Origin of the sequence: Cellulomonas sp. H30R-01 (assembly GCF_010119915.1) — a bacterium.
Taxonomy (GTDB): domain Bacteria; phylum Actinomycetota; class Actinomycetes; order Actinomycetales; family Cellulomonadaceae; genus Cellulomonas; species Cellulomonas algicola.
The window spans coordinates 2,840,659-2,862,649 of the sequence record NZ_CP048210.1 but is presented as its reverse complement, the minus strand read 5'-3'; the positions used below and the strand labels follow the sequence as shown (position 1 = coordinate 2,862,649).

Below are 21,991 nucleotides of genomic sequence, written 5' to 3'. Positions count from 1 at the left end.
GTGGCGACGGAGGTCCGGGTGGACGACGGGACGGGGACGCGCGTGCCGGTGCGCACGCACGACGCGCACGCAGGGGCCGCCGGGCACGCGCAGCGCACGCTCGTCGTGCTCGCCGCGGTCGTCGTCCTGCTGGCCGGGATCTGGGCCGCCCGCGACCTGCTGGGACCGCTCGCGCTCGGCGCGGTGATCGTCGTCATCGTGCATCCGCTGCGGTTCCCGCTCGAGCGGCGCGGCTGGCCCTCGTGGGCGGCGACGACGGTCGTCGTGGTCGTCGGGTGGCTCGTGATCCTCACGATCGCGGGGCTCGTCGCGTTCGCGGTCGCGCGGTTCGCCGTCATGGTCGGGGACTACACCGACGAGCTCGGCTCGGTGGTCGACGATGCGTCCGAGCGGCTCGCCGGCCTCGGGCTCGAGGGGACCGCCGCGGACGCGGCGTCGACGGCGCTCGACCCGGCCCGGCTGGTCGGCATGGTCACGTCGCTGGGGTCCTCCGCGGTGTCGGTGCTCGGCGCGCTCTTCGTGGTCTTCGCGTACGTGCTGTTCATGGCGGCCGACGGTGCCCGGTACGGCAGCGCGGGGCGGCTGTTCGGCGACGAGCGCGGGCCGGCGCTCGGGCGCATCGCGCGGTTCACGTCGGGCGTGCGGCGCTACTACGTCGTCAACGCGACGTTCGGCGCGATCGTGGCGGTGCTCGACGGGATCGCGCTCGCGATGCTCGGCATCCCCGCGCCGGTCGTGTGGGCGATCCTCGCGTTCGTCACGAACTTCGTGCCGAACGTGGGGTTCGTGCTCGGGCTGATCCCGCCCGCGGTGCTCGCGCTCGTCGTCGGCGGGTGGCCGCTCATGCTCGGCGTGGTCGCGGTCTACTGCGTGGTCAACGTGGTGCTGCAGGTCCTCGTGCAGCCGAAGTTCGTGAGCGACGCCGTGGACCTGTCGCTCACCCTGAGCTTCGTGTCGGTCGCGTTCTGGTCGTTCGTCATCGGGCCTGTCGGGGCGGTGCTGTGCATCCCGCTCACGCTGCTGGTCCGGGCGCTCGTCCTCGAGCCGGACCCGTCGACGCGCTGGCTGCGGTGGTTGTCGGGGGACCGGACGGTGGTGCGGGGGCCGCAGCGGGAGCCGACGCCGGGAGTGACGCCGGAACCGGCGCCGTCAGCGGCCGCGGACCCGGCGTAGCGCCTCGCGCAGCGGCGGGACGACGACGCCCGCCTCGGCCATGAGCGCGCGCGTGCGGCGCCGGCTCGACAGCACGCCGACCACGCCCACGACCCACGGCACCAGCAGCACGGTGAACGCGATGCGGTACGCGTCGAGCGAGTAGGTGCCCGCGGCGTGTGGCTCGACCAGCTGGAGCACCACGCCGACGCCCAGCAGGCCCGCGATGGTCGACGTGAACCCGCCCGTGTTGACGAACCCGCTCGCGGTGCCGAGCGACGTCGGCGGGGAGAACGTCCGTGCGAAGTCCATGCCGACCAGCGACACGGGCCCGCCCGCGCCGACGAGGACGACGAACACGACCAGCTGCCACAGGGGGCGGGGCGTCGACGGGACCAGCAGCCACACCCACGCGACCAGCGTGACGGCACAGCTCGCGAGCACCGACCACGACCGCCGCAGCGGGTGGCGGGCGGTGAACCGCCCGACGACCGGGCCCGTGACCATGGCCGTCAGCGTGAGCGCGGTGAGCAGCAGGCTCGCCTCCGCGGCCGTGCGTCCCTGGGCCGTGACGAAGAACGGCACGCCCCACAGCAGCGCCACGACGTTCGCGCTGAACGGGGTCGCGAAGTGGCTCCAGAAGCCGAGCCGGGTGCCGGGCGGCTGGAGGGCCGCGCGCAGGGCGGGTGCCAGGCGTTCGTGGCTGAGCGGGTCGCGCGGCTGCGCGCTGCGGATGCCGCCGAACGCGACGCCCGCGGCGACGACGCCGACCGCGGCCAGCGTCCCGAACGTCGTCGTCCAGCCGTGGTGGTGCAGCAGCCAGGCGACGGGGATCGCCGACGCCAGGTTGCCCGACTGCCCGACGAGGCCCGTGACCTGCACCATCACCGGTGCCTTGCGGGGCGGGAACCACTCGGCGATCAGTCGGACCGCGCTGATGAAGATGCCCGCGTCGCCCGCACCCAGCAGCACGCGCGCCAGCAGCGCGACGGGCACGGTGTCCGCGACGGCGAGCAGCAGCTGCCCCGCCGCCATGACCAGCGAGCCGGCCGTGATGACCGCGCGCGGTCCGAACCGGTCGAGCAGCCGGCCCGCCGGGATCTGCATGAGCGTGTAGAGCAGCAGCTGTGCGACGACGAACGACGACAGCGCCGTGGCGGACAGCGCGAACCGGTCGACCGCCTCGACACCGGCCACGCCCATCGCGGTGCGGTGCACGATCGCGACGAAGTACGCGACGACGGCCGCCGCGTACACGGCGTACGCGCGTCGGCTGGGGGAGGAGGAGGGTGCGTCGGAGCGCGCCGGGGCGGGCGCGGGGACGCGAGTCACGCAGGGGACCTCTCCGGGGACCCGGCCCGCGACGAGCACGCGGTGCGACCGGGGATGCTCACCAGCCTACGTCCGCGGGACGGGACGTCCGGCCGCCGAGCGTGCTCTCCTGCGACGACGCGACGACACTGTGGCCGACACCACGACGCGGTCGACATCCCGAGATGGCCGACCCCCCCGACGAGAGGACTCCTCGTGCCCAAGCCCCCGCTGCCCGCCGACGTCGCCGCGCTCCTCGCGAAGCCCAACCCCGCGGTGATGGGCACCATCCACCCCGACGGCCACCCGGTGACCGTCGCGACCTGGTACCTCGTCGAGGACGACGGGCGCATCCTGCTCAACCTCGACGCGTCCCGCGCGCGCCTCAAGCACCTCCGCGCCAACCCGCAGGTCTCGCTCACCGCGATCGACGAGGCCAACTGGTACACCCACGTGAGCGTCCAGGGCCGCGTCGTGGAGATCCGCGACGACACCGACCTCACCGACATCGACCGCCTGTCGGTCCACTACGGCGGCAACCCGTACCCCGTGCGCGACCGCGCGCGCGTGAGCGTGCTCGTCGAGATCGACCACTGGCACGGCTGGGGCGCGGCGAAGCAGGACTGAGCGACCGCCCGGGTCTCCGACCGGACCGAAGACCCGTGCGGGCACCGGTGCGTGGTGGTTCGCTGCGCAGATGACACCCCGCCTGACCAGCAACGGCGTCCCTCCCGGCCACCCGGCGCGCAGGCTCGCCCGACCTGCCCTCGCGACGGTGGTCGTGCACGGCAGGACGCCGGACTCGGTGAACGTCGAGGGCCTCGCGGACACGTCGACCGGTCGGGCGGCCGACCCCTCGACGGCGTTCCACCTCTGCTCGACGGCCAAGACGGTCACCGCCGTCGTCGCCCTGCGCCTTGCGCGCGATGGGGTCCTCGACCTTGACGCCGACGTGCGGGACGTGCTCGACGTGGAGGTCGTCCCGGCCGGCCCCGGACCGTCGGTCCGGCAGCTCCTGTCCCACCACGGCGGCGTCGTCGACCCACCCGACGCGTTCACCCCCGGCCCGGGTGAGGCCCCGGCGACCGCCGACGTCGTCGCGGGCCGGACGCCGCACCACGACGGTCCCGTCCGCGTGACCGAGCCGCCTGGCCGCGCCTTCTCGTACTCCGACGCCGGCTTCTGCCTGGTCGAGCGCGTCGTCGAGACCGTCAGCGCCCAGCCCTTCGCCGACGTCGTGCACCGTGAGGTCGTCGCACCGCTCGGCCTGACGGCGACGACCGCCTGGGCGGGCGAGCGGTCGGCGCCCGGTGCGCGCTCCTCGACGCTCGCCCGCGTCGTCGGCACCGCCTGCGCGGGTCACCACCGCGACGGCACGCGCGTCGACGGGGTGCGCGTCCACTACGCCGGCCCGTCGGCCTCCGGGCTGTGGGCGTCGCCCGCCGACGTCGGCGTCCTGCTGGCCGACCTGCTGCGCGCCTGGCGGGGTGCGGGGTCCGTGCTGCTCGACCCGGCGTCCGCCGCCGCGATGCTCGAAGACCGGTACGACCACGGCGTCGGGCTCGGGGTGCTCGTCGGCGGCCCGCGCGTCATGTCGCAGGGGTGGGGTGTCGGCTTCCAGGCGAAGCTCCTCGCCGACCGCGGCGCGGACCGCGCCGTCGCCGTCCTGCTCGCTCGCGACCCCGGCGTCCCCCAGGAGGGGTCCGTGGTGGGCCGCACGGTCCGCGCGCTGATGGGCTGAGGCGTGACGTCGTCGCGGGCTCCGGCGGCGCGGCGCGCTCGTCCGATCGGGCGGTGCTCCGTGCGCCGCCGCAGGTCGCCGGGAAAGCGGACGCCAGCGTGAGCCGCGGCCTGCCAGGATGTCGGCGCCGCGCGTCTGCCGCCCGCCCGGCGCGCCTCGGGCGACCGCCCACCCGTGCGGCATGTCGTCTGGAGTCCCCGTGCAGTCCCGCAGCATCCTCGCCCTGCCCGTCTCGGTCGTCCTCGCCGCCACGCTCGCCGCGTGCGGCGGTGGCAGCGCCACCGCCGACGAGTCGCCCGCACCCGTCCCCACGAAGACCGCGTCCGCGACGCCGACGCCGACCGTCGAGGTGCTCTCGGCGACCAACCTCGTCTCCCGCCTCGACGGTGCGCTCAAGGCGCAGACGTCGTACGACATGACGCTCGACATGACCGGCGCCGCCACGTTCCAGGGGACCGCGAGCCTGCAGGTCGTCGACGGCGCCCAGAACATGGCGATGCGCATGACCATGCCCGAGGTCGGTGACATGGAGATCCGCTTCGTCGGCGGCATGGCGTACCTCAAGATCGCGATGCTCGGCGAGCAGTTCTTCCAGATCGACCCGAACGACGCGTCGAACCCGCTGGCGGCCGACTTCGGCGGCATGACCGAGCAGTTCGACACCGGCCTGTCCGGCATGGAGACGGCGATCACGAGCGTCGAGCCCGCCGGCCCCGAGGAGACCATCGACGGCGTCACCGTCCAGCCGTACACCGTCGTCGTCGACACCACGAAGATGACCGGCGAGGCCGCCGCCAAGCTCGCGGAGGCCGAGTCCGTCGCCGCGCTGCCCCCGACCCTCACGTACACCTACTGGGTCGGCGCGGACGACCTGGTGCGCAAGGTGTCGTACGAGCTGATCGGCATGACGACGACCATGACGTTCACGAACTTCGGCGCGGGCACGCCCGTCACCGCCCCGGCACCGGAGCAGATCACCACGGAGATGCCGTTCTGACGGACCTCCGCCTGACGTCGTGGGCCGCGTGACCTCCCCGGTCGCGCGGCCCACGGCCGTTGTCGGGGCCGTTCCCGGGGACGTCCGCGGCGGGCTGCCGCGTCCCCGTCGAGCATGGTGCTTGACCCTCACGCCGTGTCAGGCTCCAGCGTGGTCGACGCCATGTACACCATCGGAGAGTTCGCCGGCATCGGTCGGGTCAGCGTGCGCATGCTGCGTCACTACGACGCGATCGGCCTGCTGCGGCCCGTCCACGTCGACGACCGCACCGGGTACCGCCGCTACGCACCCGCGCAGGTCCCGCACCTGCTGCGCCTCGTCGAGCTCCGCGACCTCGGCGTCGGCCTGGACCGCATCGCGACGGTCCTCACCGCCGACGACGAGCACGCGGCCTTCGCCGAGGTGCTGCGCGAGCGGCTGCGGGAGATCGAGTCGGAGCTCGCGGCCGAGGCCGCCCGCGCCGACCGGATCCGGCGCAAGCTCTCCCAGCTCGAAGGAGATGCCGCGATGACCCTCGCAGTCGACTACCGCGCCCTGCCGTCCCTCACCGTCTACGCGCTCGCGGGTGTCGCGCCGGGGATGGGTCCCGAGCACGTCAGCCCCGTCGTCGGACCGCTCATCGAGCGGCTCGACACCGCCCTCGAGGCCGCCGGCCGACCGATCCTCGAGCCGTCGACCTTCTGGTACGAGCCGCACGACGACGACACCCTCGGCGTCACCGTCTCCTACCCGACCGGCCCCGACCCGCAGCCCGGCGACGGCTACGACGTCGTCGCCCTGCCCTCCGTGCCGCTCGCCGCGACCACGCTCCACCACGGCGACATGAGCGGCATCGGTGAGTCGTGGATGGCGCTGTTCGAGCAGCTCACTGCCGACGGCTACCGCGTCGTCGGACCGACGCGCGAGGTGTACCTCGAGGCCGAGGGTCACGAGCCGGGGCCGGACTGGGTCACCGAGCTCCAGGCCCCCGTCGAGCGCGTCGCCTGACGCTCGCGCGCCGCTCACCACCCGGCCGCGCGCCAGGTGGTGAGCGGTCGACGCACGCGTCGTCGGCCGAGCGGGCGGGGATGCCGCCTTCTCCGCGCAGGGTGCGGGCTCAACACCGACGGGTCCGACGCCGATGCAGACCGGGTGAACAACGTGCGCCACCTGACCTGGCGGTCGATGATCCTCGACCCGTCGCCGGAGGTCCGGGCGGAGGGGTACAGCCGCGTGCCGCTCGACCTCGAGGACGCGCGCCCCGACCTCGAACGGGCGATGAGCGGTCGTGACGGCGTCGGGGACGACGCCGTCACGTTCCTCGTCGGGCGGGGGGACGTGGTCGCGCGCTCGATGCTGGTGGAGGCGCTGCGTGGCGCCGATCCGTACGCCGCGCACGGCTGGCGTGCAGCCGTGGGAGAGATCGACGTCCGCCGGCACACGCCGGACCCCCGGGTCGCGGTCCCTCCGCTCCACCCCTGGACCGACGCCCCCGCCCCGCAGGGCTTCGCGGAGCGGCTGTACGACATCGTCACGCGATGGATCGCGATGCAGCGGAGGCATCTCTACGCCGCTCGTCGTCAGTTCGAGAGTCACGGGCAGGACCCGCACGCAGACGGGTGGTTCCTCCAGACGATGCGGGTCGTCGCCCAGTACGAGACGGTGACGCTGGAGGACTGCGCCGGGGCGACCCGCGCGATCGAGGGCCGCGAGGGCCGTGTTCCTGCGCTGATCCGGGAGCTCACCCACATCCGTTTCGCCGACGAGGTCGGGCCGATGCTGAGCCCGCTCCAGCGACTCCGGCTGGACCAGGAGGACGACGAGCCGAACCTCCTCCTGTGGAACTTCGACTACCGAGGGATCGACCTCCGACTGTTCGCCGACGCGGTGTCCAGGTTGGGTGTCAGGCGGCCGGCGTCCCTCGTCGCCCGGGACTACCTGCTCGGCGACTACCTGCTCCCGACCGTCGCGTGGCCGTTCTTCGTCGAGCACCCCGAACGCCTGGACGACTGCCTCGGCCTCGCCGTGCCCGAGGCACCGGTGGAGGACGAGTGGCTCGTGAAGGCGCTGGGCGTCCTCGCGCAGATGCCCGTCATGCCGTCCCGGTACCTGCCGCGCGTCGTCGACCTGTCGATCTCCGGTCCCGCCCGCCCGCGGGCCGCCGCCCGACGCGTCGTCGAGACGCACGGCGACCCGCTCGCCGTGGCGACCGGAGCGCTGAGCCACGGTCGGGGGGCGATCCGCGCCAGCGCGGCCAAGTGGCTCGACGAGCAGGGGGCGACGGCCGCGCTGCCCGATCTGCGCGCAGCACGGGCCCGGGAGGCCAGCGCACCCACCCGCAGCACGATCACCGCAGTCGTCGATCGGCTCGAGGCCGCCGTGGTCCCGAGCGGGTCGACCCCGTGACGACACGCGGCGGTGCCGCGCACGTCGGTGGTGGGCCCCGTGGGGATCGAACCCACAACCCGCGGATTAAAAGTCCGCTGCTCTGCCAGTTGAGCTAGAGGCCCGGTGGATGGGGGTGTACCCGGAGAACCCTCGGGACGACGTCGGTGTCGTTCGTCCGGTTCCGACACCCCTGTCGCGCCAGGTCGAGGCTACGGCACCGTCGTCCACGCAGCCGTCATGTGGGCGCTTCATCGGTGCGTGGACGGGTGGCCGTCGTGCGCACGGCATGGCTGCCCGTCGTCCTGCTGCGCACGCCCGCGTGCCTCGTCGTTCGACGATCTACGAGAGATGCTCGTCTTCGTCGACGGTGGTGACCGGAACGGCCGCGAGCCCGACGAGGACGCCGGCCCGCGACAGAGCGCCCAGCACGTCGTCGGAGACCATCGCGAGACCCTGGGGGCGGTAGTACTGCGTGAGCTCGTCCACGACCCGTGCCCCCGCGAGGTCGCTGCTCCGCAGCACGGTTCGCCCCCCGGTAGCTACGGAGCGGACGAGATGCTTCGCCCGGCACGCGTGGTAGATGTGCTGCTCGGATCCGTCGGCGCTCTCGACCAGCACCGCCTGAGAGAAGATCCGGTCGTTCGGTCCCGCGAGCCCTCGCAGGGCGGCGACGAGGCGGTCCGAGTAGAGGCAGCCGAGCGAGTCGGTGATCACGACGTCGTCGAGAGACCCGCGCACCAGGCGGAAGACGAACGGGTCGCCTTGCGGGAGGGGCAAGGGCTCGGGTCGGTGATAGCTCGCCCACAAACCGAGGCGCTTCTGGAACGCACGCGCGCGTTCATCGGTGCTCGCGACCCGGGCGTGCTTCATCAGGTCCGTCCGGGCCGGCTGCAGTCGGTACCAGCCCGAGGGCTCGTCGGGCACCCGGGTCATCGGGACGTCCTCGGGCGCCATGACGCCCTGTGGCAACGGTGCGTAGAGGACCTCGCCGTCGTGCAGGCCCATGCCGATCGGGAGCTCGATCGGCGACGGGAGACTCGCGATGGCTCGGCCGAGCGCAGCAAAGGTCACGCAGCCGATCGCATCGCGGTCGTCGTCGTCTTCCGGCACTGCGGGTCCGTCGACCCAGTGCGTGAAGTCTGCCGGCCAGTCGTCGTCGGGCAGGAAGCTGTGGGCGAGGAACACCCCCGTCCGGCCGTCATCCACCTCGAAGTACAGGGCGACGACGTCCCCCTCGGCTGCTGCTCGCGCGACTGCCTCGAGCAGGGTCCCAGCCAGGGCGTGCTGAAGCGCCGTCTCGTCCATGTCACGAGCCACCCAGCACTCGTCGGCGGCTGCGCGCACCGCATCCCAGTCACCGCTGCGGGTCAGTCTGCCGATCTCGTCCCAGTCCACGTCACGTGTCATCGGCCCGCGAGGCTCCGCACTGGAGCGGTGTGGACCGACTCGTCCCGGCCCGTGAGCACGCCGCAGGACATCACCGTGCCCCTCCCGCCCGGCCGCACCGTCGCGACGTCGTGGACGTCGTCCTCACGCTGGGCGGCGCGGCACGTCCGCGATGACCTCGAGTCGGCGGTCGGGGCCGAGTTCTCCCGCCGTGGGGAGAAGAGGGCCTGACCTCGCCCTACGCGTCGGTGAAGTTGCAGGTGATGACGAAGCGGATGGGCTTGTCGAACGTGTAGGTGCGGTCGCCCTCGTTGGCGTCGCCGAGCTCGCTGACGAAGTACGTCTTGCCGGTCTTGATGACGACGAACGCCACCGGGGACGGCTTGGTCCAGGTGCGCACGCCGTGGCCGACGGTCGCCTTCGTGCAGTCGTAGACGCCTTCGTACTCCCATGTCGCCGGGTCGTCGCGCGGGTCGCGTGGGCACGCCCCGGCGGGACCGGCCGAGACGAGCAGCGCGGCGCCCGCGAGCGCGGCGGCGGTGAGTGTGAGGCGTGCACGAGCCATGGAGTCCCCCTGATGGACGACGGGCACCGCGCGGGTCGCGGTGTCCGGTTTGTCACGTTAGGGCCGGCGGGCGGTGCTCCAGAAGGGGCGCTGCGACGATTCACCCGCCGAGGGTTGTCGGTGCCGCGTGGTGCGATGACGTCGTGGCCTGGTGGAGAAAGCGTCGCGGCACCCCTGATCCGACCCGCTTCGGCCGGCCCGAGCGCGTCGCGGTCCTCGGAGAGTCGCCTCCCACCGAGGTGATCGGCACGACGAGCACCGGCGACGTCCTGGCGTTCCGCGCCGCGGCCGCCGACCTTCCCGCCTGGTGGCGGCAGCTGCGTGCGGAGCATCCCCGCACGGGTCTGTGGCCGGTGCTGCTCGGTCCCGACGTCGGGGACCTCTGTGCCGTGCTGCCGGGCGCGGCGCGCGACGACCACGACCCTGCGGCTGAGCTCGCACGCGCGGAGCGCATGACGCTCGACGACCTACGCGCGCTGCGGGCGCGACGGACGGAGCGGTACGCGCACCTCGGCGGTGACGACGCGTTCGACGACGAGGACGACGACGACGCGCTGGCGATGGTCGAGCCGGCCGCGCTGGCCAGCCATCCGGCGACGTTCACCGTGGCGAAGGCCGACGGCCTCGTGGCGCTGGTCCCGGCGGCGCACGGGTGGCAGGTGCCCGTCCTCCTCGGGTGGGACGGCGGCGTGAACTACGACATGGAGCCCGTGGACCACGCGGTCGTCCTGCGCGACTGGTACGAGCGCTTCGGTGCCGAGCTCGTGACGCTCGACGGCGAGCAGGTGCTGGAGCTGTGGGTGGAGCGTCCGCCCGCGAGCACGACGGAGGCGCTCGCGGTGGCGCGTGAGCACTACGAGTACTGCTACGACGTCGTCTACCAGGGCGTCGGCTCGCTGACCGACCTCGCGGGGGACCAGGTCGGGTCCAGGTCCTGGTATTTCTGGTGGGACTGAGCGTCTCGGGCGCGGTGTCCTCGCCGCCGGCGGGGTGGTCAGCGGCACGGCGTCCAGAGGTGGGGGTGGGCTCCCACGCGCACGAGCGCCTCGTGGCCGCTGTTGATCGCCTGCGGAACCGTCGGGAGCGGCGCGCCGGCCGGGTCGACCATGAGGTGGAAGCCAGTGCCGGCCTCGTAGAGGAAGGGGCGCAGCGGCGGGGTGGCGCGCTCGTCGCGGATCGCCCCGACGATCGTCCCATCCGCGTCGGCGTCGGTGACCTGCAGGTCGACCGGTGACCCGTTCGGCGTGGGCGCGGGCACCACGTCGTACCCGCCGGCGGCGGTCCACGTGACGACGGCGTCGCCCCGTCCGGTCGTGCGGACGCGGTAGCCGACGACCCGACCGTCGTCGGCGAGCGCGACGGGGACCACCTGGCTGCCGTCGCCGAGCGGCGGCAGCGCGGTGACCGCGCCGGTCGGCGACCAGAGCAGCACCTGCCGTCGGAACGCGCCGGTCGCGTCGGTCCCGGTGCCGGACCCGAGGACCCAGCCGGACGCGTTGATCGCGACGGCCTCGGTCGAGCTCCACGCGCCTGGCGGAGGGGGGAGCACACGCCGGTGGTCGGTCCAGACGAAGGCCTCGGTGCGGCCGGGGGAGGCGACGGGGTCGCTCGCGCCCACGACGGTGTTCGCGTCGTTCACGGCGCGGACGGTGTCGTAGCGGTCGGGTGACCGGTCGACAGGTACCAGGGGCAGGGGGCCGTCGACCCGCACGGCCTTCGCGATCTCGTACTGCCGGCCCTGGATCGCGGCGGTGCCCGCGACGCGGCCTGCGGGCGAGACGGCGGTCAGCTCGGACCGCAGCCCGCCCTCGATGCCGCCGTACCAGCGGGTGGTGCCCGTGGTCGCCTGCCACGACATCGTGCGGAGCCGGGTGTCGTAGCCGACGACGAGCCCGTCGTCGCCGAGGTCGAGCGCGAACGGGACGGGCACGCGGGTCAGCGCCCCGCAGGCGGTTCCGGTCCAGCCCGTCGCCGGTGCCGCGTCCGCACGGGCGGGTGTCACCGGTGCGCCGCCGACGGCCAGGCCGGTCACGACGGCGAGCGCGACGAGCGCGACGGCGGCGGGTCGGCGGCGTCGGCCCGGCCCGCGACACCGGCCCGACGCGCGCTCGAGCAGGCGACCGCCCCGCGGCGTCAGGCGCCCGGGCACGTCGGGGTCCACAGGTAGGGGCGCTGCTCGGTCATCAGGAGCACCTGCCCGGCCTCGCTCATCCGGTAGGGCACGCCGCGTAGCAGCGTCCCGTCGGCGGTCGCCAGGCGGCGGAAGCCGGTGTCCGGGCGGTAGAGGAACGGCAGTGCGGAGCCCGACGTCGGGTCGATGATCGTGCCGACCGCGCCGCCGCGGTCGTCGGCGGAGATGACCTGGAGGTCGCCGCCGGGGGACGGCACGAACGTGTACCCCGCGGTCGGCGACCACGTGACGAGCGCGTCGTCGTCCCACGCGGGGGTCAGGCGGTGGCCGGTCACGCGACCCTGCTCGTCGATGTGCTCGGCGACGAAGATGGCGTCGTCGGGCAGCGGCGGCAGCTCGAGGACGCTCCGGTCCGGCCTCCAGACGAGCACCCGGTGGTGGTACGCGCCCTGCGCGTCGAGGTGGTAACCCCCGCCGAGCACCCATCCGGCCTCGTTGACCGACCGGGTCTGCACGAACCGGTACGAGGCGTCGGGTGTCGGGAGCACGTACTTGCGGTCGGTCCAGACGAACGGCTCGGTGGCACCCTGCGCGCCGAGCACCTCGCTCGTGCCGACCACGACGTTGGCGTCGTTGACGTCGTGCACCTGGTCGGCGGTCCGCAACGAGCGGTCCACCGGCCGCAGCGGGAGCGGGCCCTCGACGCGCACGGCCTTCGCCGGGTTCGTCGTCGGGCCGTCGACCTCGGCGACGCCTGCGACGCGTCCGCCCCCGCTGATCGCGCTGATCTCCGAGGACAGGCCGCCGTCGATGCCGCCGTACCAGCGGTAGGTCCCGGTCCGGGAGTCCCAGGACGCCGCCCGGGTCCGTCGGTCGTACCCGACGACGACGCCCGCGTCGTCCACGTCACGGGCGACGGTCAGCGGGACCTCGGTGCGCGAACCGCACACCGAGCCCTGCCACCCCGTCACGGGTGGGTCGTCGGCGGCGGCCGGTGGCACGGCGACGGCGGTGCCGAGCGAGGCGGCGAGGATCGAGCTCAGGACGAGATGACGTCGCACGGAAGTGCCCCCTGTGTGCGGGTCGCCGCCGCAGCGGCCGACCGATGGTGCGGAGACGGGGTCGTGCCCCGTCCCGCTCATGCTGCGGGCGACGTCGCCGAGCGGCGACCGGAGTCCACCGGCCGGGCGCGTGCGGTCGACGACCGGGCCCGGGGGCGGGTGTGACGCGAAGGGCGAGGGGGCGTGGGCTGCCGGTGGGCGTCACCGCGGGTGAAATACGGACGAACACCCGATAGCGCCACCTCGTGGCGTGCAGACTTGCGACCTCACGACTGGGTGAGAGCGCTCTCAGCGTGCGATGACCTCAACGGAAGGCCGGCCAAGCAGATGACCGACATCCCCGATCTCACCGACTGGCTCGTGGCGCAGCCCGACCTGTTCGAGACGAAGAAGAAGCTCTTCGGCAAGACCGTGATCCACAAGCCGTCGGGCGAGAAGGTGGTCGAGGGGTACCGCTACTTCCGCTCGAGCATCGACGAGCTCGTCACCGCCTTCGAGAGCGGCGACCTGGCCGCGGTGCAGGCGCTCGAGTACGCGGTCGACGAGGACGGGGACGCCGACACCAGCGCCGTCGCGCTGCTGCTCGCGTACACCAAGAGCGGCGCGTTCCTCGCGGCGCAGCCGGAGGAGTACCAGGACTACGTGCCCGTGCGCGTGCGTGAGCCGCGCTTCTTCCCGGGCTCGACCGCGCTGGTCGAGAGCCTCGACCAGACGAGCTGACCGCCGGCACGTCGTCGGACGGGCGGCGCCGCGGACGGGGGGCGCGGCGCCGCCTCGCGTCACCGGGGTGCCGCCCGTCGCGCGTCGCCCGCGGCCTTTCGCGTGCCGCCCGTCGCGCGTCGCCCGCGGCCTTTCGCGTGCCGCCCGTCGCGCGTCGCCCGCGGCCTTTCGCGTGCCGCCCATGGCGCGCGTCACTCGCGGTCGTCACCGCCGGTGCGGCGGCCCGGCGCGCGGGTGAACCGCGGCAGGAGCGGTCCGGAGCGGCCTTCCGCTCCGTTACGGTGCGCCGGTGAGCGAGCACACGGGACACGAGACGGGCGGGACGCCGTTCGCACCGCCGAGCGGCCGACGCCCCGGACCCGACCTGACGAAGGCCGGCGAGTCGGCGGCTCCCGCGGAGGCCTCCCCGTTCGCCCCGCCCGCCGCGCAGCAGGCGTCGCCGTTCGCGCCGCCCGGCCCCGCCGCCCAACCCGGCCCCTCCGCCCAGGCGGGCACCCCCGTGCCGCCCGGCCCGTACGCCCAGCCTGGCTCGTACGCCCAGCCGGGCGCGTACGCCCAGCCCGGCGCGTACGCCCAGCCCGGCCCATACCCGCAGCCCGGCCCATACGCGCAGCCCGGCCCGTATGCCCAGCTCGGCTCGCACGGCCCGGCTGATCCGTACGCGCAGCCCGACCCGTACGCCAAGCCCGGCCCGTACGCCCAGCCCGGCGCGGCCCCGCAGCCGCCGACGTACGGCCATGCCGCTCCCGCTGCTCAGCCGTCCGCCTTCGGTCAGCCGGCGCCGTACGGGGCGCCCGCCCCCGCGACGCCGACCTACGGCGCCGCCCCCGGCTACGGGTCGCCGTACGGGGGGCCGCCGGCCTACGGCGCACCCGGTCCGTACGGCGGTGCGCCCGCGTACGGGGCGCCGTTCGGGTACGGGCCCGCGGCCCAGCCGCCGACGGAGGCCCTGGCGATCGCGTCGCTCGCCACGAGCGTCGGTGGCCTGCTGCTGCTCGGCGGCGTCCCGGGACCGGTCGGTCTGGGTCTGGGCATCGGGGCGTTGCGGCGGATCCGCCGGCGCGGCACCCGGGGTCGCGGGATGGCGATCGCGGGTGTGGTCGTCGGGGCGGTGAGCACGCTGGTCTTCGTGGGCTGGGTGTGGCTCGCGGTCTGGGCGGCGTCGAACCCGGACTTCGCGAGCGACGCGTCGGCGGAGCTGCCCGACTACACCCTGCGCTCGGACCTGGTGGTCGGCGACTGCCTGGAGGAGTACCCGAACGCGCTCGACCTCGGGACGGCGGGTCCGGTGGACTGCGGCCAGCCGCACGCGCTGGAGATCGTGGCGGTGCTGCCGCTGTCGGCTCCGGTCGACACGTACGCGGACCCGAGCGACGCCGGGTACGACGAGGGGTTCGCGGAGTGCGCCGCGCAGATCGACCGTGCCGCGCCGGAGCTGCTGGACGAGTGGACGGTGTGGACCGACGTGAGCTTCCCGCACCCGGACGACTGGGCGACGGGCGCGACGTCGGCGTACTGCGCCGTGGCGACCGACTACCCGGACCTGCAGGGGTCGGTGCTCGACGGCACGGTCACCGCGCCGTAGCCGCGGCACGGCCGCACCGCGAGCGCCGGACGGGCTTTGTCGGGATCGTCCTGACGTATTGTCAGGTCCATTGATGCCGACGCAGCGTGCCTTTTCGTGAATGATTCCCCGAGCATTTCCCGCGGGATGTCGACGAGCGCACCCGTGCGGTGCGCCGAGCGGTCGTGCGGCGAGTTGGCTGGTCACAGGTGTGTCTCGGCCCGGTCACGACCGACTCTGAAAAGCCGCTGGTCGTGACCTGAACGGGACGTGCACGTGACGGGCCCGTGCTGGCGGTGACCCGTTCCGGACCGCAAGGCTTCAGTCCTCGGACAAATGGAGGCGACTGATGCGCGGACGAATCTCGGCGGGGGCACTCGTGACGGCAGGGCGGCAGGCGGGCAGGCGGCGGGGGCGCGCGTCGACCCGCACGACGGCGGTCGTGGCGGCGGCCACCCTGGTCGGCGCGCTCGCGGCGTGCAGCGCGAGCGACTCGGGTGCGGACATGTCGCAGGCGGACGGCGCCTACGACGACTCGTTCTCCTCCGAGGAGTGGCGCGACGTCCCCCTGGACGACCAGGAGGAGTACGACGACTCCCCGGAGCAGCCGTTCCAGGACGTGCGGACGAGCCCGCTGTCGACCTTCTCGTCCGACGTCGACACCGCGTCGTACAGCAACCTGCGCCGCCAGCTGCGGCAGGGTGTCGCGCCGGAGGGGGTGCGGATCGAGGAGCTCGTCAACTACTTCGACTACGACTACCCGGCGCCGGACCCGGACGCGGCGGACCCGTTCACCGTCACGACGCAGGTCGCCGACGCGCCGTGGGCGCCGGAGCACCGGCTCGCGATGATCGGGGTGCAGGCGACGGCGGAGAAGCCGACGAGCCGCGGCAACAACATCGTGTTCCTGCTCGACGTCTCCGGGTCGATGGACGAGCCCAACAAGCTGCCGCTGCTCGCGGAGTCGTTCGCGCTCCTGGTCGAGCAGCTCGACGAGGACGACACGGTGTCGATCGTGACGTACGCGGGCGACAACCGGGTGCTCGCCGACTCCGTGCCCGGTGACCACCGTCGTGAGCTGGTGGGGATCCTGCGCGAGCTGCGGGCCGGCGGCTCGACGGGTGGCGCGGCGGGGCTCGAGACGGCGTACGAGCTGGCGACGGAGAACTTCGTCGAGGGCGGCAACAACCGCGTGATCCTCGCGACCGACGGCGACTTCAACGTCGGCCCGTCGACGCCCGAGCAGGTGACGGACCTCATCGAGGAGCACGCGAAGACCGGCGTCTACGTCTCGGTGCTGGGCTTCGGGATGGGCAACCTCAAGGACGTCACGATGGAGGCGATCGCCGACCACGGGAACGGCAACTACGCCTACATCGACACGCTCGAGGAGGCGCGCAAGGTCCTGGTCGACGAGTTCGACTCGACGATGTTCGTCGTCGCGCAGGACCTCAAGGTGCAGGTCGAGCTCAACCCCACGACGGTGTCGCGGTACCGGCTGCTGGGCTACGACAACCGCCGGCTCGAGGACGAGGAGTTCGACGACGACACGAAGGACGCGGGCGACGTCGGCGCGGGGCACGCGGTGACGGCGTTCTACGAGCTCGTGCCGGCCGACGGCGCGTCGGCGGAGGACGACCTCGACTACCAGGACGTCGAGCCGGGCGGCTCCGACGACTTCCTCACGGTGCACGTCCGCTACAAGCAGCCGGGCGGGGACACGAGCACCGAGGTGGTCTTCCCGGCGGGGTCGGACACGTACACGACGCGCCCGACGGCGGACTTCCGGTTCGCGTCGGCCGTCGCCGAGTTCGGTCTGGCGGTCTCCCGGTCGGAGCACGCGGCGGACGCGAGCCCGACCCGGGCCCGGGAGCGGGCGCGCGAGGCGCTCGGCGAGGACCCGTACGGCCTGCGCTCGGAGTTCGTCAGCCTGGTCGACGACTACGTGCGGATGACGGGCTGAGCCCCTGCCCGACGGGACGTGCCTCCTCGGGCCGACGCTCGCTCACCACGCGGCGCGCGACGCCAGCCCGAGGAGGTACTCCTCCCACAGCCGCCCGGCGGCGGGACCCCCCGCGCAGGTCCCGTCGCTGAGCCCCACGGTCTTGACCCACAGGTCGGCGACGTGCGGGCCGTCGAGCGTCGCCCGCGGCGGCGAGCCCAGTGCCCGGCCCGCCGGGTTGCACCAGACGGTCCCGTCGGGCCCGGCCAGCGCACCGGTGCCGTTGCGCGACGTGTCGACGACGAACGACGCGCCACCCAGCAGCGCCGACAGGTAGCGCCCGTAGGCGACCTCGTGCTCGGAGCGCTGGAAGTTCGAGGTGTTGACCGCGAACCCGGCGGCCTGGTCGACGCCCGCGGCCCGCAGCCGCAGCGCCATGTCGCGCAGCGCGACCGTCCCCCACCCGAAGCTGTTGCTGCTGGCGGCGTCGAGGTAGACCTCGGCGCCCGCACGCGTCAGGGCCCCGACGGCGTACCGCAGCATCGCGAGACGCGCGTCGCGGTCGCCGCACCGCTCGAGGTGCAGCAGCGCGTCTGGCTCGACGACGACGACCGCCTTCGCGCGCGCCAGCCCGGCGGCCACCTGGTCGATCCACGCCCGGTACTCGCCGGCCGTCGCGAACCCGCCCGCGGAGAGCCCGCCGCAGTCGCGGTCCGGGATGGCGTACGTGACGAGGACGGGTGTCTGGCCCGCCGCGGCCGCCGTGGCGGCGTACGTCCGGACCGACGACGCGACGGTCGCGGTGGAGTCCTGCGGGCCGAGCCACCGTGCCGACCCCTGGGCGGCGGCCTTCGCGAGCAGCGCGGCGTCGGCGTCCCGCCCGGCCCCTCGCGCGTCCTGGGCCGCGCGAGCCGCCGGCGAGGTCGGGTCGACGTACTGCGGCCGGGCCGCGAGCACGGTGGTCTGCGGTCGCTCGTCGAGCGCGGTGCCGGTGCTCGTCGTCGTGCCGGGACGCGTCCCGCCGAGCCCGCCCGACACGACGGGCAGCGGCTCGGGCGGCGGCAGCGAGACGACGGTCGGCACGCGCTCGGCGGGCGTGCCGGGCGTCGACCAGACCGACGTGTGCGTCGTGGAGATCAGGTACGCGCGGCCGTGGTCCTTGACGACGAGCCGCGCGCCCGGCGACGTCGTGCCGGTCGACCACAGCACCGCGCCGTCCGTGCCGACGACGCGCAGGTCGCCCTCGGGCGCCACCACGGCCGACGCACCGGCGCGCGTCGCGGGGGACGTCCACACCGTCCGCTCGGCGGCCGTGAGCACGAGCGCGCCGTCCGTGCCCATGGCGAGCCGGACGGTGCCGTCGGGGCTCGTGACGGACTCGCGCGGCAGCAGCAGGCCGCCCGACGGGACACGGTCGGCGATGGTCGTCCGCAGGGTCGGGCCGGGCACGGCCGCACTCTTCCACGCGACGGTCCCGGCGGTGCTGATCGTGTAGAGCACCCCGTCGGGCTTGAGCACGGACCGCGCACCGGGCGACGCCGTCGCCGTCGTCCACAGCACCGCGTCGGCGCGCGACCGGACCTCGAGCGCACCGCCCGCCTGCTGCACGAGGCGCGCCCCGGGGTTCCCGGTCGTCCCCGTGTGCCAGAGCACGCGGCCGCCGAGGCTCAGCGTCACGTCGCCGTCCGTCCCGACGGCCAGCACGTGCGCGCTGCCCACGGCGCGCAGGGCGGCGCCCGCGACCAGCGACCCGCCGGCGAGCACGCGGTCCGACGGGTCCTGCGCCGACGCGGGCAGCGGCACGGTGACGGAGAGGGCGACGGCGACGGCGGCGACGACGTGCACGGCGGCCGAGAGGGCGCGTCCCGCACCGCGGGTCGCTCGGCGGAGCACTGACGGGGGCATGGTGGGGCTCCTGCGCAGGGGGTGGGTTCGCAGGTGCGCATCGGCCGCCTCGTCGCCACGTTGAGGTGCCGTCCCGCACGTCACGCCGTCGCGCGTCCGGAGCGCGTCCGGAGCGCGGCGGTCCGTGGGGGTCCGCCGTGTTCGCGCCCGCGGGCCCACGCACTCACCCGTCGTCTGCCGGACGTGAGCAGGTGCGACGCCGTACTCTCGCGGTCATGCCGCTGCTGCCGGTCCGGACCTCCACCCGATGGGTCCTCGTCGCCGTCTTCGTCGCGATCGGGGTCGTCGCCGCCCTCGTGGGCAACGGGTGGACGGTGCTCGGCATGGCGCTGGGGGCCGCCGGCCAGGTCGCGAGCCTGGTGCACGAGCGCCGGAAGGCGGTGCAGGGGCCGACCACGACCTGACGCGTCGCACGGCAGCAGGGGGCGCTCCAACGGACACCTCCGTCGACGATAGAGTCGGCCGGGCGCATGCAGGCCGCCGGTGCGAGGGAGGTGGCGGGTGTCGGACGACGCGTTCGCCGCGGACGTGACCGCGGTCGCCGCGCTCGGTGAGCCGGTCCGTCGCGCCCTCTACCGCTACGTCGTCGCGCAGGGCGCACCGGTCGGCCGGGAGGCCGCCGCCGCCGGGGTGGGCGTCCCGACCCACGTCGCGAAGTTCCACCTCGACAAGCTGCTCGACGCGGGACTCCTGGAGGTCGAGTACCGCCGCCCGCCCGGGCGTGGCGGGCCGGGGGCGGGGCGCCCCACGAAGCTGTACCGCCGGGCGGGGCGTGACGTGGCGGTGAGCCTGCCCGCGCGCCGCTACGACCTCGCCGGTCGCGTCCTGGCCGAGGCGATCGCGGCCGCGCGCCGTGACGGGACGGCCGTGGGGGACGCGCTCGCGACGACGGCCCGTGAGGTGGGCCGCCGTCTCGTGGAGGGTGCCGACGTCGACCCGGCCGTGCCGGACCACGAGGCGGTCGTCCGGGTCCTGACCCGGCACGGGTACGAGCCGCGCGCCGCCGACGGCGAGGTCCTGCTGACGAGCTGCCCGTTCGAGCGGCTCGCCGCCGACCTCTCCGACGTCGTGTGCGTGATGAACCGCGACCTCGTCGACGGGGTGCTCGACGCGGTCTGCCCCGGAGCGCTCGAGGCGCGGCTGGATCCGGGCGCGGGGCGCTGCTGCGTCGTCGTCGGGGAGCCGTGAGCGGTCAGAGGTGGCCCGGGGTGCAGCCGGGCGTGTAGTACCCCGTGACGGTCGCGGCGCGGCTGGTCGAGCGGTTGCCCGCGAGGTCGACGGCCTGGACGCGCACCGCGTTGGGGCCGGGCTGCCGCAGGTGCAGGATCGCCCACATCCCGCTCGAGCCCTTGTCCTCGAGGGCGCCGATGTCGACGCCGTTCGCGAGGACGCGGTACCGGATCTGGTCCTGCGGCGTGACGTCGTCGGTGACCTTCGGGACGCCGACGATGAGCATGAGGCACTGGAACCCGCCGGCGTACCCGTAGAGCGGGGTGCCGGGCGGCGTCGTGTCCGTGGCGGCGCCGGCCGAGGTGGCGCCGGCGAGCGCGGTGGTGAGGGCGGTGATCGCGGCGACGGTCGCGGTCCGGACGAGTCGGTGTCGGGACATGCGGTCCTCCTGGGACCGGTGGTGGTGGGCGTCGAGGACGCGGGCGCCCGCTGCGGGACGCCGGGGGAGAGCGCACGGAGAGTTCTAAAAGAGATGTCTCTCGACGCTAGACCCGACACCCGGCCGCGGCAACCCGCGACCGGCCGTGCACCGGGGGTGGACGGTCGCCCGCCGCTGCGCTCGAATGGTCGGCGGGACCAGGACCGTTCGAGGAGGAACCGTGGGCCGCCTGCACATCGACCTGTTCGTCACGCTCGACGGCGTCGCGCAGGCGCCGGGCGGGCCCGAGGAGGACACGTCGGGCGGCTTCCCGTTCGGTGGCTGGCAGGCGCCGCTGCCCGACGACATGGTCGGCCGCGAGGTGACCGCCGGGATCGAGAGCATGGACGCGCTGCTGCTCGGCCGTCGGACGTACGACATCTTCGCCGCGTACTGGCCGCAGCACGCGGACACGATCGGTCGCCGGCTCAACGCGGTGCCGAAGTACGTCGCGAGCCGCGGGACGCCAGAGCTCACCTGGGACGACTCGACGCTGCTCGGCCCCGACCTCGCCGCCGAGGTCCGCGCGCTGCGCGACCGGCACGAGAGCACGCACGTCATCGGCAGCGTCGACCTCGTCCAGACGCTGCTCGCCGAGCGGCTGTTCGACGTGCTGACGCTGTGGGTCCACCCGATCGTGCTCGGTCAGGGCAAGAAGGTGTTCCCCGACGGCGTCCGGGCCTCGGGGCTGCGGCTGATCGAGCCGCCCGCGGTCGGCAGCCACGGCGTCGTCCAGCTCCGTTACGCGCCGACGGGCGAGGACCCGGCGACGGGCGACATGACGGTCGACGGGTGAGCCCGTCGCCCGACCGGTGCTGACCGCGCCTCAGGCGACGACGAGCCGCGGTGCGAGCGCGCCGATGCGGCGGTCGAGCTCATGCACCGTGCGGTCGAACGCGTCCGAGGAGCCGTCGCGCACGGGATCCGGGAGGGACCAGTGCACGTCGGCGCGGAGCCCGACCTCCTCGTGCGCCCGGTCGCACACGGTGATGACGAGGTCGTCGTCGCGGCGGACGGCGTCCACGGGGCGCGGTTCCTGACCGCGCAGGTCGAGCCCGTGCCGCGCGGCCGCCGCGAGGGCCCCCGGGGCGATCGCGCCCGCCGGGTGCGTGCCTCCGGACGTGGCCGGGATCTCGCTGACGCGTCGCCAGACCGCGACGGCGAGGTGCGAGCGGGCGGAGTTGGCCGTGCACACGAACAGCACGCGGGGTGGTCGCAGGAGCGCGGTGGTGACCGGCCCGAGCTCCGACGGGAGGAGGCGCAGGTAGGTGCGGCGGCGGTCGCCCTCGGACCGGGTGCGTTCGACCAGTCCGTGCTGGACGAGGACGTTCACGTGGTGGGCGAGCAGGTTGGAGGGCAGGGCCAGCGCGTCCGCGAGCTCGGACGGTGAGGCGTCGCCCTGCGACAGCAGGTCGACGACGGCGAGCCGTCCGGGGTCGGAGAGCGCCGCGTGGAGCGCAGCGCGCCGCTCGACCGCAGCCATCCACTCAGTGTCCATTGA

General features: G+C 74.3%; 21 protein-coding genes and 1 tRNA gene. 13 read left to right on the top strand and 9 right to left on the bottom strand.

From position 1 onward, the window contains the following. Nucleotides 1-18: 18 nt before the first annotated feature. Nucleotides 19-1,173, top strand: a complete 1,155-nt coding sequence (locus GXP71_RS12790; RefSeq protein ID WP_238402403.1) for an AI-2E family transporter — start codon at nt 19-21, stop codon at nt 1,171-1,173. Here the strand turns inward: GXP71_RS12790 and GXP71_RS12785 are convergent. Continuing rightward, entirely contained in the window at nt 1,150-2,484 is a 1,335-nt protein-coding gene (locus GXP71_RS12785; protein WP_162352954.1) for a nitrate/nitrite transporter, read from the bottom strand. The genes GXP71_RS12790 and GXP71_RS12785 overlap by 24 nt on opposite strands. 195 nt (nt 2,485-2,679) lie before the next feature. On the opposite strand from GXP71_RS12785, the gene GXP71_RS12780 reads away from it, so the two are divergent. The 5 genes from GXP71_RS12780 to GXP71_RS12760 all read left to right on the top strand — a co-directional run bounded on the left by GXP71_RS12780 (nt 2,680) and on the right by GXP71_RS12760 (nt 7,586). Continuing rightward, the gene (locus tag GXP71_RS12780) at nt 2,680-3,090 is read left to right on the top strand and encodes a PPOX class F420-dependent oxidoreductase (protein WP_162352953.1); all 411 of its coding nucleotides are present in this window, start codon (nt 2,680-2,682) and stop codon (nt 3,088-3,090) included. 70 nt (nt 3,091-3,160) lie between these two features. After that, entirely contained in the window at nt 3,161-4,204 is a 1,044-nt protein-coding gene (locus GXP71_RS12775) for a serine hydrolase (RefSeq protein WP_162352952.1), read from the top strand. Nucleotides 4,205-4,403: 199 nt separating this feature from the next. Next, a complete protein-coding gene (locus tag GXP71_RS12770; protein WP_162352951.1) occupies nt 4,404-5,201 on the top strand; it encodes a hypothetical protein in 798 nt (265 codons plus the stop codon). Between the two features lie 135 nt (nt 5,202-5,336). Further along, nucleotides 5,337-6,188, top strand: coding sequence for a MerR family transcriptional regulator (locus tag GXP71_RS12765; RefSeq protein WP_238402402.1), 852 nt, complete (start codon nt 5,337-5,339; stop codon nt 6,186-6,188). A gap of 144 nt (nt 6,189-6,332) precedes the next feature. Then, on the top strand, nt 6,333-7,586 hold the full coding sequence (locus GXP71_RS12760) for a hypothetical protein (RefSeq protein WP_162352950.1): 1,254 nt from the start codon (nt 6,333-6,335) through the stop codon (nt 7,584-7,586). 28 nt (nt 7,587-7,614) lie between these two features. On the opposite strand, the gene GXP71_RS12755 is transcribed toward GXP71_RS12760, so the two are convergent. The 3 genes from GXP71_RS12755 to GXP71_RS12745 all read right to left on the bottom strand — a co-directional run bounded on the left by GXP71_RS12755 (nt 7,615) and on the right by GXP71_RS12745 (nt 9,519). Next, a tRNA-Lys gene (locus GXP71_RS12755) sits at nt 7,615-7,690 on the bottom strand. A 217-nt stretch (nt 7,691-7,907) separates the two neighbouring features. Continuing rightward, entirely contained in the window at nt 7,908-8,963 is a 1,056-nt protein-coding gene (locus GXP71_RS12750) for a hypothetical protein (RefSeq protein WP_162352949.1), read from the bottom strand. 229 nt (nt 8,964-9,192) lie between these two features. Further along, nucleotides 9,193-9,519, bottom strand: coding sequence for a hypothetical protein (locus GXP71_RS12745; protein ID WP_162352948.1), 327 nt, complete (start codon nt 9,517-9,519; stop codon nt 9,193-9,195). Between the two features lie 143 nt (nt 9,520-9,662). Between GXP71_RS12745 and GXP71_RS12740 the strand changes: the two genes are divergently transcribed. Beyond that, nucleotides 9,663-10,475: a DUF4253 domain-containing protein gene (locus GXP71_RS12740; RefSeq protein ID WP_162352947.1), complete on the top strand. Its 813-nt coding sequence runs from the start codon at nt 9,663-9,665 to the stop codon at nt 10,473-10,475. 38 nt (nt 10,476-10,513) lie between these two features. Here the strand turns inward: GXP71_RS12740 and GXP71_RS12735 are convergent, their stop codons facing one another. Then, nucleotides 10,514-11,668, bottom strand: a complete 1,155-nt coding sequence (locus GXP71_RS12735; RefSeq protein WP_162352946.1) for a hypothetical protein — start codon at nt 11,666-11,668, stop codon at nt 10,514-10,516. Then, nucleotides 11,653-12,711, bottom strand: coding sequence for a hypothetical protein (locus GXP71_RS12730; RefSeq protein WP_162352945.1), 1,059 nt, complete (start codon nt 12,709-12,711; stop codon nt 11,653-11,655). The genes GXP71_RS12735 and GXP71_RS12730 overlap by 16 nt, the downstream gene beginning before the upstream one ends. A gap of 327 nt (nt 12,712-13,038) precedes the next feature. Here GXP71_RS12730 and GXP71_RS12725 point away from each other — a divergent pair, with 327 nt between their 5' ends. From GXP71_RS12725 to GXP71_RS12715, 3 genes are all read left to right on the top strand, one after another. Continuing rightward, complete coding sequence (locus GXP71_RS12725; RefSeq protein ID WP_124344228.1) at nt 13,039-13,431, top strand: hypothetical protein; 393 nt, start codon at nt 13,039-13,041, stop codon at nt 13,429-13,431. Between the two features lie 289 nt (nt 13,432-13,720). Next, on the top strand, nt 13,721-15,016 hold the full coding sequence (locus GXP71_RS12720; protein WP_162352944.1) for a DUF4190 domain-containing protein: 1,296 nt from the start codon (nt 13,721-13,723) through the stop codon (nt 15,014-15,016). Between the two features lie 421 nt (nt 15,017-15,437). Continuing rightward, nucleotides 15,438-16,958, top strand: coding sequence for a von Willebrand factor type A domain-containing protein (locus GXP71_RS12715; protein ID WP_238402401.1), 1,521 nt, complete (start codon nt 15,438-15,440; stop codon nt 16,956-16,958). Between the two features lie 42 nt (nt 16,959-17,000). Here GXP71_RS12715 and GXP71_RS12710 read toward each other — a convergent pair whose 3' ends face one another. Continuing rightward, nucleotides 17,001-18,842 carry a glycoside hydrolase family 6 protein gene (locus tag GXP71_RS12710; protein ID WP_162352942.1) on the bottom strand — a complete coding sequence of 614 codons (1,842 nt, stop codon included), beginning with the start codon at nt 18,840-18,842 and terminating at the stop codon, nt 17,001-17,003. Nucleotides 18,843-19,057: 215 nt separating this feature from the next. Here GXP71_RS12710 and GXP71_RS12705 point away from each other — a divergent pair, with 215 nt between their 5' ends. Continuing rightward, nucleotides 19,058-19,246 (top strand): hypothetical protein, encoded by a 189-nt coding sequence (locus GXP71_RS12705; RefSeq protein WP_162352941.1) that lies wholly within the window; start codon nt 19,058-19,060, stop codon nt 19,244-19,246. 97 nt (nt 19,247-19,343) lie between these two features. Next, nucleotides 19,344-20,030: a metalloregulator ArsR/SmtB family transcription factor gene (locus tag GXP71_RS12700; RefSeq protein ID WP_162352940.1), complete on the top strand. Its 687-nt coding sequence runs from the start codon at nt 19,344-19,346 to the stop codon at nt 20,028-20,030. Nucleotides 20,031-20,034: 4 nt separating this feature from the next. On the opposite strand, the gene GXP71_RS12695 is transcribed toward GXP71_RS12700, so the two are convergent. Continuing rightward, nucleotides 20,035-20,451 (bottom strand): hypothetical protein, encoded by a 417-nt coding sequence (locus tag GXP71_RS12695; protein WP_124344234.1) that lies wholly within the window; start codon nt 20,449-20,451, stop codon nt 20,035-20,037. A gap of 220 nt (nt 20,452-20,671) precedes the next feature. Between GXP71_RS12695 and GXP71_RS12690 the strand changes: the two genes are divergently transcribed. Next, a complete protein-coding gene (locus GXP71_RS12690; protein ID WP_162352939.1) occupies nt 20,672-21,286 on the top strand; it encodes a dihydrofolate reductase family protein in 615 nt (204 codons plus the stop codon). 30 nt (nt 21,287-21,316) lie between these two features. On the opposite strand, the gene GXP71_RS12685 is transcribed toward GXP71_RS12690, so the two are convergent. Beyond that, complete coding sequence (locus GXP71_RS12685) at nt 21,317-21,973, bottom strand: helix-turn-helix domain-containing protein (RefSeq protein WP_370520940.1); 657 nt, start codon at nt 21,971-21,973, stop codon at nt 21,317-21,319. Between the last annotated feature and the right edge of the window lie 18 nt (nt 21,974-21,991).